This is a genomic window from Jiella sp. M17.18, assembly GCF_041027365.1.
Classification (GTDB): Bacteria; Pseudomonadota; Alphaproteobacteria; order Rhizobiales; family Rhizobiaceae; genus VKMB-3413.
In genome coordinates this window covers 38,506-50,835 of record NZ_JBFTEH010000006.1, presented here as the reverse complement: position 1 = coordinate 50,835, position 12,330 = coordinate 38,506, and the positions used below count along the sequence as shown (strand labels likewise).

Annotated in this window: 10 protein-coding genes, 1 tRNA gene and 1 pseudogene; 5 read left to right on the top strand and 7 right to left on the bottom strand. The window is 65.3% G+C overall.

The window, feature by feature from the left end; all coding sequences use genetic code 11:
• Positions 1-139: 139 nt before the first annotated feature.
• The 3 genes from AB5S17_RS12625 to AB5S17_RS12615 form a co-directional block, all read right to left on the bottom strand.
• On the bottom strand, positions 140-547 hold the full coding sequence (locus AB5S17_RS12625; protein WP_369239842.1) for a type II toxin-antitoxin system VapC family toxin: 408 nt from the start codon (positions 545-547) through the stop codon (positions 140-142).
• 2 nt (positions 548-549) lie between these two features.
• Complete coding sequence (locus AB5S17_RS12620) at positions 550-840, bottom strand: type II toxin-antitoxin system Phd/YefM family antitoxin (RefSeq protein WP_369239840.1); 291 nt, start codon at positions 838-840, stop codon at positions 550-552.
• A 265-nt stretch (positions 841-1,105) separates the two neighbouring features.
• On the bottom strand, positions 1,106-2,608 hold the full coding sequence (locus tag AB5S17_RS12615) for a catalase (protein WP_369239838.1): 1,503 nt from the start codon (positions 2,606-2,608) through the stop codon (positions 1,106-1,108).
• A 111-nt stretch (positions 2,609-2,719) separates the two neighbouring features.
• Between AB5S17_RS12615 and AB5S17_RS12610 the strand changes: the two genes are divergently transcribed.
• From AB5S17_RS12610 to AB5S17_RS12595, 4 genes are all read left to right on the top strand, one after another.
• On the top strand, positions 2,720-3,661 hold the full coding sequence (locus AB5S17_RS12610; RefSeq protein ID WP_369239836.1) for a hydrogen peroxide-inducible genes activator: 942 nt from the start codon (positions 2,720-2,722) through the stop codon (positions 3,659-3,661).
• Positions 3,662-3,768: 107 nt separating this feature from the next.
• Positions 3,769-3,843: transfer RNA gene (locus AB5S17_RS12605), tRNA-Gly, on the top strand.
• A gap of 181 nt (positions 3,844-4,024) precedes the next feature.
• Positions 4,025-4,219, top strand: coding sequence for a hypothetical protein (locus AB5S17_RS12600; RefSeq protein ID WP_369239834.1), 195 nt, complete (start codon positions 4,025-4,027; stop codon positions 4,217-4,219).
• Between the two features lie 198 nt (positions 4,220-4,417).
• Positions 4,418-4,717, top strand: coding sequence for a hypothetical protein (locus tag AB5S17_RS12595; protein ID WP_369239832.1), 300 nt, complete (start codon positions 4,418-4,420; stop codon positions 4,715-4,717).
• Positions 4,718-4,815: 98 nt separating this feature from the next.
• Here the strand turns inward: AB5S17_RS12595 and AB5S17_RS12590 are convergent.
• Positions 4,816-6,054 (bottom strand): annotated as a pseudogene (locus AB5S17_RS12590) (ISL3 family transposase); the annotation flags it as partial.
• Here AB5S17_RS12590 and AB5S17_RS12585 point away from each other — a divergent pair.
• Positions 6,034-6,390, top strand: a complete 357-nt coding sequence (locus AB5S17_RS12585) for a hypothetical protein (protein ID WP_369240315.1) — start codon at positions 6,034-6,036, stop codon at positions 6,388-6,390. The pseudogene AB5S17_RS12590 and the gene AB5S17_RS12585 sit on opposite strands and share 21 nt — an antisense overlap.
• Before the next feature lie 97 nt (positions 6,391-6,487).
• On the opposite strand, the gene AB5S17_RS12580 is transcribed toward AB5S17_RS12585, so the two are convergent.
• From AB5S17_RS12580 to AB5S17_RS12570, 3 genes are read right to left on the bottom strand one after another with little or no spacing between them, the layout of a single operon-like run.
• The gene (locus tag AB5S17_RS12580) at positions 6,488-7,180 is read right to left on the bottom strand and encodes a 4'-phosphopantetheinyl transferase (RefSeq protein ID WP_369239830.1); all 693 of its coding nucleotides are present in this window, start codon (positions 7,178-7,180) and stop codon (positions 6,488-6,490) included.
• Complete coding sequence (locus tag AB5S17_RS12575; protein ID WP_369239828.1) at positions 7,177-7,644, bottom strand: GNAT family N-acetyltransferase; 468 nt, start codon at positions 7,642-7,644, stop codon at positions 7,177-7,179. The genes AB5S17_RS12580 and AB5S17_RS12575 overlap by 4 nt, the downstream gene beginning before the upstream one ends.
• The gene (locus tag AB5S17_RS12570; RefSeq protein ID WP_369239826.1) at positions 7,641-11,774 is read right to left on the bottom strand and encodes a Pls/PosA family non-ribosomal peptide synthetase; all 4,134 of its coding nucleotides are present in this window, start codon (positions 11,772-11,774) and stop codon (positions 7,641-7,643) included. The genes AB5S17_RS12575 and AB5S17_RS12570 overlap by 4 nt, the downstream gene beginning before the upstream one ends.
• Positions 11,775-12,330: the final 556 nt, after the last annotated feature.

Here is a 12,330-nt window from a genome sequence, read left to right as displayed (position 1 = left end):
GGGGTCGTCCTTGATACTGTCGTTGTGCGGCCGCGCCTGCCGGATCGCGCGAGCCCGAAGGGGCATGGCGTCAGCGGGCCTGAAGCGTCGGCTTGCACAGTATCGCCGCGCATCCGTCAAGCCGTACGGCTCCGGACGGTCAACTCTTATACGGATTGAACAGCTTCACGCCGGTTGGCTCGAAATGCCGGACGTTGCGGGTGACGACGGTCAGATCGTGTACGAGTGCCGTCGCGGCGATGAAGAGATCCGGGTTCGCATTACCGAGATCATGGCTGAGCCGTCCCCAGCGTCTGGCGACATGCTCCGTAACGGGAAGGACGCGGTCGGCATACGCTTGCACGGTGTCCTGCAGCCATGACCGATAGCGTTCCGAACGATCGGGATCGCGGTTCGCGATCTTGCAGATCCCGCGCTCGATCTCGCCGAGGCTTCTCACGCTGAGGAACGCCTCCTCGTCTCGGGATCGCTCCATCCAGACCACGACGTCCGGGTGCCGCTGCCGTTTGAGACCTTTCGACAAGACCATGGTGTCGAGAAGATACATGATCAGTCTTCGAGATCGATCTCACGGAGTGCCGACGGGTAGCCGTCCCGGTCGTCGAAGATGTCGTCCATCCCTCCGGGAAGCCTCGGAGAACCGAGCAGATGTTCGAGCAGCGTCTTCTTCGGCTTCCGGTCCTTGTCCAGTTCCGCAAGCCGCCGGTACTCCTCGGCCGACAGCACCACGACGGCGTCGGCCCCGTGCTTCGTCACATGCTGGGGCACGCCCTTTCGGGCAGCCTCGACGACGGCCGAGAACTTGTTCTTGGCGTCCTGCAGCGTCCATTGATTGCCCATCGCCGTGCCTCCGGAGCATCATCCGGCCAGATGATAGGCTCGCCGCCGGACCTCAACAACGCATCACCGCACAGGAAGGGGCCGGGCTGCTGCCAGCCCGGCCCCTCCTGGTCGATCGATTCTGCCCGGCTCGTTAGAGCGTTTCCGGCGAGCATGGGGGCACCGGAAACGCTCTATCGTCTTGTCTTTTCGCATTGTCCGGCCGTGAAGCCGATCCGGCTTTCACGGGAAATGCTCTAGCGCCGGGCGGATGAGCCGTGGCGGCTTACTCCGCGGCGGCGCTGTGGCTGGTCGACAGGCTCGCCTCGGCGTCGTCGCGGCCCTGCGCGGCGATCGCCTTGCGCACGCCGGCCCCGTATTCCGGATGCACCTTGTCGAAATGCGCCAGCTGCCGGTCGACGATGAACTGCGGCACGCCCTGCATCGCTCCGGCGATGTTGCTGCACAGGCGTTCGCGCTGGCCGGCGTCGAACATCTCGAAGAGCGCCCGCGGCTGCGAGTAGTGATCGGCCTTGCCGCGGAACTCGTAGCGGCCGACCTGGCCGGAATAGTTGTGCGGCGGCTCCTCGACGGACGGATCCTCGACCGGGCCGTTGAACGAGTTCGGCTCGTAATAGGCGTCGGGGTTCGTGCGCAGGCCGAACGGCATCTCGCCGTCGCGGTGATAGTGGTTCACCGGGCTCTTCGGCTTGTTGACCGGCAGCGCGTCGTAATGCGTGCCGATGCGGTAGCGATGCGCGTCCGGATAGGAGAACAGGCGGCCCTGCAGCATCTTGTCCGGCGAGAAGCCGATGCCCGGCACGACGTTCGACGGGTTGAAGGCCGACTGCTCGATGTCGGAGAAATAGTTCTCCGGGTTCTTGTTCAGCTCCATCTCGCCGACCTTGATCAGCGGATACATGCCGTGCGGCCAGACCTTGGTGAGGTCGAAGGCGGACCAGCCGGTCTTCTTCTCGAACTCTTCCGCTTCGTCTTCCGGCATGACCTGGATGTACATGGTCCACTTCGGGAAGCGGCCTTCCTCGATCATGCCGTAGAGGGCTTCCTGGTAGCTCTCGCGCGACTTGGCGATGACCTTCTCGGCCTCTTCGTTGACGAAGTGGGCGTGGCCCTGCTGGGTCTTGAAGTGGAACTTCACCCAGAAGCGCTCGCCCTTGTCGTTCCAGAGCGAGAAGGTGTGCGAGCCGTAGCCGTTCATCCGGCTGGGGTCGGTCGGGATGCCGCGGTCGGACATCAGGATCGTCACCTGGTGCAGCGATTCCGGGCAGAGCGACCAGAAGTCCCACATCGCCGTCGCCGAGCGCAGGTTGGTGCGCGGATGGCGCTTCTGCGTGTGGATGAAGTCGGGGAACTTGTAGGGGTCGGCGACGAAGAACACCGGCGTGTTGTTGCCGACGAGGTCCCAGTTGCCCTCCTCGGTGTAGAACTTCAGCGCGAAGCCGCGCACGTCGCGCTCGGCGTCGGCCGCGCCCTGCTCGCCGGCGACGGTCGAGAAGCGGGCCAGCATGTCGGTCTTGGTGCCCTTCTGCAGCACCTTGGCGCGGGTGTATTTCGAGACGTCCTCGGTCACCGTCAGCGTGCCGTAGGCGCCCCAGCCCTTGGCGTGGACGACGCGCTCGGGAACCCGCTCGCGGTTCTGGTGCGCCAGCTTCTCGATCAGCTGGTAGTCATCGAGCAGCACCGGACCGTTCGGCCCGACCGTCTTGGAGTTCTGGTTGCTCGACACCGGCGCGCCGGACGTCGTCGTCAATCTCGGGCGATCAGCCATCTGAAGGCCTCCCTTCGCGTTTGGAACTGTTCCAGGCGCGGATGATACGGATCGTGCCGATAATCTCCAATCGTATTTCCATCGCCTGCCAATCGGATTATCCTATCGGCCATGGTCACCCTCAGACAGCTCCGCTACTTCCAGGCGCTCAGCGAGACGCTGCATTTCGGCCGCGCCGCCAAGCGCCTCAACATCAGCCAGCCGGCCTTGTCGGCGCAGATCCAGCAGATGGAGGAGTTCTTCGGCGGTCCGCTGTTCCAGCGCGCGGCGAGCGGCGTGTCGCTGACCAGCGACGGCCACCTGATCGGCGGGCGGGTGCAGCGGATCCTCGCGGAGGTCGCCGACTTGGAAAGCCTCGCCAGCGCCGGCGACCGGCTGCTGGACCGCAAGCTCAGGCTCGGCATCATCGCCTCCGTCGCGCCCTATCTCCTGCCGAAGCTGCTGGCCGCGCTTGCGCGGGACCATCCGGGCCTCGAGGTCGAGGTGCGCGAGAGTCTGACGGAGCGGCTGGCGGACGATCTCCTCTCCGGCGAGATCGACTGCGCGGTCGCGGCGCTGCCCCTCGACGTCTCGGGTCTGGAGACGATTGCGCTGTTCGACGACCGGTTCTATCTGGCGGTTCCCGCGGCGGAGGCGGGGCGGCTGTCCGCGCCGGTGCCGCTCGACGCGCTACGCCGGGAGCGGCTGATTCTGCTGGAGGAGGGGCATTGCCTGAGGGCGCAGGCGATGGAGATCTGCCGCATCGCCGATGCCGGCGAACTGTCTGCCCTCGGCGCGACCAGCCTGACGACGATCCTGCGCATGGTGGCGGGCGGCCTCGGCTCGACGCTGATCCCCGAGATGGCGGTGGCCGACGAAACCCGCGGCGGCGGCATTGCCATCCTGCCCTTCGCCCCGCCCGCGCCCCACCGCACGGTCGCGCTCGCCTTCCGCCCCTCGACCGCGCGCCGCCGCGACTACGAGGCGCTGGCCGAACTGATCCGCGACGCCGGTCGCTGCGGGCGGGACGCTTCCCACCCAGGACAGGCCGCCCTATCGGCGGAAATCGCCTGACGACCCGCTGGCCGGCCCGGCAATGGCTTCCGCCGCCGTGGGCGCGGCGAAATCGCCACGGAATCCGCTTGACGCCGGACCGGCGTCCCGGCATGGTCCGACGCGCTGCGGGCGTAGTTCAGTGGTAGAACGCAAGCTTCCCAAGCTTGATGTCGTGGGTTCGATCCCCATCGCCCGCTCCAGCGCTGGCTGACGACAGACCCTCTGAGACTAAACGACAGGTTTTGAGACTCTGCGGCGGCTTCACGGTTTGTCCACTGGCTCCGCATCACGGCCAGACCCATTGAAAAGGCTCTTCGCCGATTGACGGCGCTTCCGCCCTCGCTCAACCTCCGATCACCTCTTCCCGGAGGACGCAAGAGCATGCCAACGCCAACTCAGGGCGAGGCCGCCGCCATCCCGCCCGAGCCAGGCCACGCGTTCCGCGACGCCCGACGCCTTTTGTTCATTCTCGTCCGCGGCAGCGAATCCTTGCCCGAGGACGTGCGTAGCGAAGACTGGGACCGGGTGTTCATCGGCGAAAAGCGAGCGCTGGCGATCGACTTTTGGCTCCGTTAACCGGACTACCTCGCCGACGAACTCCTCGACGTCTACGCCGAGACGGGCGACCAGTCCCTGCTCGTCGCGGTCCGACGCATCTTCGACGAGGACAAACCGTCCGTCCGGACCGTCTGGATGATCAGATGGAGGCGCGGAGCCTACGATGACCTCCGGACCTCGCTCGGTATCCTTAGCGCGCGGCGCCTGGTGACGCCGATGCGGCGCGAACGCTTGTCGGGCCCGCAGTTCGAGTTCCTGCTGGGACCGTCCGCGGAGACGTTCCTGGAGGAGGCGGTCAGGGAGCAGCCCGTCCTCGAGTGGTATTCCCGCCAAACCGACCTCGCGCTCGTCGTCGCCGTGAACCGAAGCGGGTCGGCGCTGAAGGAGATCCGCTACGAGCACGCTGAATACGCTGCGACACCTTTTGGCGCCTCTATCCCGTCGATCCGGGAGAAGGTGGCGCAACGGTTGCGGGACATCGACGGGGGAGGCAGTGATGGCCAAGCGGAAGGCTGATAAGAAAGTCGGAATCGAGTTTGCGGACGCAGACTGGACCGAGGCGATTGCGTGTGAACCGGCGTGGAATAAGGGGGCTGACGCACTCCCGATGACGATCAAGCGGCGCCGAGCAAGCGCGCTTCGAGGAGATCAAGCTTCGCCCGGCCGTACATCTGCCGCTTCACGAGCTTGAGCTTGTTCACCTGGCCTTCGGTCTGGCCGTTCGACCACGGCTCAGTGATCGCACCCTGAACCGCGGATGCGTCCCTGCGGATATCACGAGCGAAGGAGGCCAAGAGGCTTGCCTCGGCGTCGCATATCCAAGGGGAAAGATGACCGACTGACCGGCTGCGGATCATGACGTGGAAGCGGTCGATCAGCGCTCTCGCCTCGGCCAGGGCGGGCACGCCGGCTTCGATCGCGGCAACCATGACGGTCTCCGCCTTCGTCAGATGATCGCGCTTCAGCGTCATCAGACGGGCTATGGTCCTCGCAGACGGAATTCGGCGAAGCGCCCATCCCGAGACTTGTTCCGCTCGTCTGCGCCGGGTGGCCCATTCCCCGACGACACGCAGCGAGCCGTGGAAGTCTTGAGCGCGAAGACGACGCCAGAGTTCGGCGCCGTTCCGGCAGCCTGCATCCCACTGGGCCTCGAGATAGGGAAGGTGCGGGTCGAGAGCCCCCTGTCGCGTCCGGAATACATCGGTGCGTTCGCCGCGGACAATCCGGCGAACCAGTTTGCGGCTCCGACCTGTTCGCCGAACGATCTCCTTGATCGCGAGGCCATTGGCCGCAAGGCTCGCGACGATCCCATTCATCTCCTCCCGCCGCAGATAGCCTTCGTACTGGATCCGCTCCGCGGAAGTCAGGAGCTTCGGGTCGATCGTTGTCGCTCCGAGAGAGGCGCGGATCGGCCTCATCGACTTCCTCACCGCAAAAAAGGAATGCCGCGCTGGCGTTCTTCATCAGGTGCCACCGGTGTGCGACCTGCGCCACTTCCGGCAACGTGACCGCCGCTGCCTCGCCATAGCCGCCACCGCGGTCGCGAGAGACAATCCGGACCTCCCGGTGATCAGCCAGCCATGCCGCAACGGTGGCAATCTCCCGGTCCGGCAGAAGCTTGACGATCTGCCGCCGCTCGAGATCGCAGACGATAGAGCCATAACAGTGGTTCCGGCGGAACGCGAAGTCATCAATGCCCACGCCGTCAAGCTATCGTTCCGCTGTCGCGCCCGACGCTGGACGACCCGGAGCAGCGTGTCGTTGCTGACCGGCATCATCAGTCGCTCGGCGAAGCTGGCGGCCGGACGACCGCCGAGCGCCAGCCCGAGCTGATGGACGATGCACTCCATCCGACCTGCACCTTGAATTTCAGCCAGGTGTTTCGAAGATTTAGATTTGTGAGTCGCAACGGGTCGGCGAAGCATTGCGCTGCGTCGCAGACGCGCGACGCAAGCTACGCGTCGCGCTTTATTCGGCGAAGGCCCCGCGATTTCATCGTTGATGATGGGATTGTCGTCTTCCCACGTGTTCTGGAACAGAAGCGCGAGGCTAACGAGTGCCGTCGTGCGGCCCTGATGGGCGGAAGCGGCATCTTGACGATCGCCGCGCATGCGTCGCGCAACTCGTCTCCGATCGTGGCAATTTCCTCATCGGTGGCATTCTTCAGGATGGAGCCGAATGCACAGTAGCGCAGCGTCGCGTTGCGTGACACGTCTTCGAAGATCGAACAGTGTCTGTTGGCCAGGCAATGAACTTACCTCGTGGACTCGGTGGCGTAGCGGGTAGTCATCCGGACGATGATCCCTGGTTTGTTGTCGGTTCCAGTACACACGCGATAGCGGTCACGCGGTCTCCCACGCGGCACCTGAAATGAACCGCGTGGCCGGAGCTGGTGCTGGCCAAGCCACCTTCGAGGTCGACGTCGATATCCGCAAAGTCGAGGATGCGGCCATCAAGCGGGAACACGGACTTGTAAACTGCTTCCTTGACGCAGAATTGGATCTTGGCTGCCAGCCCTGGGTTCGGCCGAGCCCAGAGGCCGCAGGCCGGCGCCACCAGTTCCCAGAGGTCCACTGGCAGTGGTGTTGCTGCTTCGATATCGATCCCGAGAGACATGACGTCGCTCGTCCTTGCGACGGCGGCCACGGCAAGCTCGTCGTCATGCGCCATGGAGCCGGCCCTGCCTTCCGGCCAGACCGGTGCCCCGCTGGCGGAGCGCAGGATTGCGGAACCCGGCAGGCCTGTCTGCGCGAGCAGGCGGCGCGCCACCGACCGCGCCGCGCCGCTGGCGCGGCGTCGGATCGGGACGAGGGCGGTGAGCGAGCGTCGTTCCTCGTCGAGCAGCAGTGCCTCGTCGCCGGCCTCGATGCGCTTGCAGCCGACCAGAACATGTGGCGGTGCGATTGAAGAGAGCTCTCGCTCCAGTGCGGGCACGTCTTGCGCACCGCCGACTGTGCGGATGGAAGCCGGGCTCGTCACGGCCGCAGTTCCAGCAGCGCGATCATTTCGCCGTCCTCGTCAAGCCCAGTCTCAATGAAGCCTGCGCTCGTGTACAGGCGTCTGGCGGCCTCATTGGATGGCTCGTAGCAAATTGAAATCCTTATCACATGGTCGAGCCTTGCGATCTCGTCCAGCACCAGCCGCAACGCGGCACGACCGAGGCCCTTTCGCTGCTGCGTCCGATCGATCATGAAACGGTAAAGCCTCGCCTCGTCCTCGCCCGGGGAGGCGTCGTACATGAGGAAGCCGACGGCTTGGTCGCCATTAAGCACCAGGCGGGGCTGCGCGTCCGGGTCGCGCCGTGCCTCGCGCAACGAGTCGCGGTTGCTGGCGACCAGCCCCGACTGGCCGGGGCCGAGCTGGAGAGCAAGCGCCTGTGACCGGTTGTCGGGGCCGACCGGCAAGAGACGCAGGCCGGCCGGCGCCTTCCCGATCGCCATCATGCCGCGAGCGCCTGTGGTGGCGCTGCGGCAGGTTCCTGAGCCGAAGCAGCGGCAGGCGCCTTGATGTCGGCGGATACCGGCTTGACAAAGCCGTGCAGCTTGGCCGGGTTACCGCGCCATACCGAGTTAGGTTCGAGCACCTCCCCCTTCATCACGAAGCTGTCGAGATCGGCTATCGAGCCGTCGCCCATGGTCACGCCATAGTGGACGAAGGCAGCCGGCCCGAGCGTGCAACCGTCTCCGATGCGGATGACGTCGGATTTGAAGGCGCCTTCCTCCAGAGAATGCGGCTGGATCACGCAGCCTTCGTTGAGCGTGGCGTCGTCGCCGATCTCGACCAGCGAACGCTCGGTGAGGTTGGCGCCGCCGTCATAGACTCGCTTGCCAACCCTTGCCCCAAGCAGGCGCAGCACGACTGGCCGGAAGGGCGTGCCTGCGAACAGAGCGATGATGGGCGTATCCGACAGCTTCCAGTGGCGCTCGTGCCGCCAGAAAGGCGTGTCATAGATGGTCATGGTGGCCGGCTTCAGCCGCTTAAACCCGAGGCTCGCCCGCTCGATCAGGATGTAGAATGGCAGGGCGATGGCCACGGTCAGGCCCATGGCGGCGAACGCGGCGATGTGGCCCCACTCGTCGTAATAGTTCAGCGCGCGGTCCCATATCGCGATCGTGGCAAAGAGCACCAGCCAGTTTCCGGCCAGGAAGATCAGCGCCGTCGCGGCATTGTGCCGGTTCTTGGCCCTGATCCGCGCCATGCGCGTCTCGTGGCTGACGCCGGCGATCAGGCTGCGGTCGCGTTCGACCATGCGGGGGATCTCGAAGCAAGGCGACCCGAGGAGACCGACATTCTCGCGTACCGGTCCGTCGATCGGTACCATGACCTTGGTGCCCAGCAGACAATTGTCGCCCGTACGGCCCCCTGGCGGGTAGTAGATATTGTTGCCGAGGAAGTTGCGGTCGCCGATCCGCGTGGGTTCGAGGCGGAAGGCAGAGGCGGACTTCTGCGTGTTGATGAGCAGAAGTCCATCCGAGACCATGGTTCCGCTGCCGATCTCGCACATCAGCGGGTTCTCGTGCTGCTGGTTAGTGCCGAAATTGGAACCGGTCTGCACCACTTCGTTGAGGTTCCAGCCGATGGCTCGCATGTAATGCACGATGGCCGAGCTGTCGCCGAAGAGCAGGTTCAGGATGCGTGAGTTGCTGCCCATTTCGACAGCGGCCTGGAGCCAGTGATGGACACCATAGATCGGGTAGTCGCGGCCCGGCTTCAGCACGCGACGCAACAGGCGCGGCAGGACCATACCGACGAAGAGCGACCCGAGTACCGTGCCGAGGACGGTGATTGTCGTGCCGATGGCGACCAGGCCGATCGTCTCCTGATAGTTGTCCCCGACAGTCTCCCAGTAGCTATGGAAGAGCAGGGGGATCGGCGTAACGATGGCAAAGAGGCCGAAGAGCTGCACGGCTTCGAACAGCATGCGCCGGACCGGCGAGAAGCGCAGCGGCTTGATCGGGCAGTAATCCGCATCCGTTTGAACTGCTGGCGAACCGTGCCAGTGCGCGCCATCGGGAATGCGCTGGCCGCGTTGCAGCGAGGATGAATGTCCGAGCTGCGCGCCGTTGCCGATTCGCGTGTCGATGTCGACCACGCTGCCGACACCTACGAAGGCATCGCGGCCGATGTCGATCGGCCCCATGTGGATGTATCCGGCCTGGGCTCGGAAGCCGAGGATCATGGATTCCTTGCGCAGGATGGTGTTGTCGCCGACGCTGATCAGGTCGGTGCAGACCGGCACCGCCCGGCACTTGACCACCGTGTTGCTGCCGAGCCGAGCGCCCAGCAGCCGCAGGTAGAGCGTGTAGAGCGGGCTACCGCGGAAAAGCACCACGGGGGCGCCGCGGATCAATGTCTTGGCCACCCAGAAGCGGTAGTAGTCCCAGCTCCACAGCGGTATGGAGCCGGCCGTCCAGCGGCCGATCAGCGCCCACTTGGCCGCGACGGCAAATCCTGTCATGCCGAAGAAGCCCGCTGCCGACAACGCCACGCATCGCAGGTAGACTTGCAAAGGATCACCGAGGGCGTCGTAGATCCAGTTGAGGCCCACGTCGAGCATCCAGAGGCCGCCATAGGCATAGGCGACGTAGAAGAGCAGCTGGCCCGCGCCGCAGGTCCAGTAGGCGAGATCCGTTGCCCGGTGCACCGGCACTTCTTCGTCGGCTCGGGCGGCTAGCCGGTCGGGGGCGCCGAGGTGCCACGCAAGTCGTGCGATCGTAGGATTTAGGTAGATGTCGCGCATGGACGTCGTCATCCAGCCGTCTAGCTTGCGGATCCTGGCGCAGAACTTTGCCATCAGCAGCGAGTTGGCGCCAAGGTCGTCGAAGAAATTGTCCTCCGTCGAAACCGCTTCAATCCCGAGAACCTCGGCCAGGGCGCGAGCCAGAAAGCATTCGGTCTCGGTGCTGGGCGCAACGTGCGATCGTTCTGCCGATGATCGCACGGCGACCGGCTTCGGCAGGCGGTTCAGATCGGCCTTGTTGGCGACCGTCATGGGGATGGCGGGCACCTCGGCCAGGGCCGTGGGCACCATGTAGTCGGGTAGGCAGCGCTTCAGCTCCGCCAGGAGTTCCGACTGCTCGATGGGCGCCGCGCCGGCCTTGGAAGCGTAGTAGGCCGCCAGTTCGACGCGGTCCGGCGCGGCTTCCCACGTTGTCACTGCCGCCTGGACGATGGACGGATGTCCGAGGAGGACCGACTCAATCTCGCCGAGCTCGATGCGATAACCCCTGATCTTAACCTGCGTGTCGATGCGGCCGCGATATTCGACCTCGCCCGCGGCATTGACGCGGCCGAGATCGCCTGTCCGGTAGATGCGGCCCGTGGGGTTGTTCGGTAGGCCGAGGAAATCGACGATGAACTTCGCGGCGGTCAGTTCGGGCCGGTTCAGGTAGCCCGCCGCAAGGCCCATCCCCGCGATGCCGATCTCGCCGAGCTCATCCACGCCTGCCAGAGCCGGCCGCTTCGCATCGAGGATGACGATCGAATATGTCGGCAGCGGCCGGCCGATCGTGACCGGAGTTTCGGGCTCCAGTACGCTCATCGTGGCGGTCACCGTGGCCTCCGTCGGCCCATAGGTGTTGAGGATCAGCCGCCCGGGTCGGGTCCATCGCATCACCAGATTGGGGGGACAGGCCTCGCCGCCGACCATCAACAGCCGGAGACTTGGCACGTCACCTTCGACGGAGGACAGGAGCGTGGGGCTACAGGCCATGCAGGTGATGGCGTTGGAGCGCAGGAACTCTGCGAGTTCATCGCCGACCAGAGGCATCTGGCCGGGCGCCGGGACGACGGTTGCGCCCGCGACGAAGGGCACCCAGATCTCCTCGACCGAAAAGTCGAAGGCGATCGTCATGCCCTGATAGACGCGATCTCCCAGCCGGTAGCCGTAGGAGGCTGCCGCAACCTGCACGAAGTTGCTGATGCTGCGGTGCTCGATGACGACGCCTTTCGGCCTGCCGGTCGTGCCCGACGTGTAGAGAATATAGCACGTCTCCCGCCCGGACGGGTCCTGCGCCAGCCTCGGCAGCGGAGCATCGGGTTGCGCCGCGACGTCGCTTTCGATCTGGTCGATCATGAGGAAGGGTGGCTGCCACGCCTCCACGCGCGAGACGTAATGCGAGGCGCTGATCACGAAGCCGATCTCCGCGTCCTCGATGATCATGGCGACGCGATCGTCGGGGAAGGCGGGCGCGAGCGGCACGAAGGCGGCGCCCGCCTTCATCGTGGCGAGGAGCGCGATGTACGTTTCGGCGGACCGGTCGAGCAGCAGCCCGACCCTGTCGCCGGCACGTACGCCGCGGGCTGCCAGTATCCGCGCGAGCTGGTTGGCGCGTCTGTCCATCTCGCCATAGGACCAACTGCGTCCGGCGGAGATGACCGCGGGCGCATCCGCCCAACGCCGTGCGCGTTCTTCGAAGAGGATGTCCAGTCGAGCGACGGTCTGCCCGTGGCCGGTAAAGTCGGCGCCGATCAGCACCTGCGGGGACCCCAGTCCTCCGAGGTCCAGCCGGTCACTGAAAGACGTCGGGATCGCGAGCCGTTCGAGCATCGCGCCATCCACTCGTTCGTTCATGTTCAGTCTTCCTCATCTCTTTCAGGCCCACCGCTCTGCTGGGCGCCTCTGCGTCGTGATCGGCCCCGCGCTCGTGCTCGGACCGCTAGATCCGGGGTTTCATGCCGAGCAGCCGCAGTACGTAGGAGAGGGAGCGCTGCCCTTGCGTCTTTCGCCCCGGAGAACAGAGCCTGGAGCCGGCCCTCTCTGCAGGTTGCGTGCCGCCTGGAGCGGCCTGTTCTGTGCCCCGCTGAATACCGCCGGCCTGATCCGGCGGTTGAGTGGAGGGCATCGGTCGGAGGGCAAGGGTGCAGCCTGTGCGATCGACGGGTTGGCTGCATGGACTGCCGATCCGGTAGGGATCAGCGTCAGGACGATGAGTGCGTGGCGGCGGCCCATGGACGTCTCGAATCAGGAACCGCCCCTCGGACGGCACCACTGCTCTGCGCCGCGGACGTTTCGCCCGATTTTCTCGCATGTTGAATTTTGTTTCTGGATTGTTGCAGCGCGCGCCGCGCCCGGCGGGCGCCGCCGGATGGCCATATCTTCACCACCCGCCAGCCGGTCCCGGAGTTCC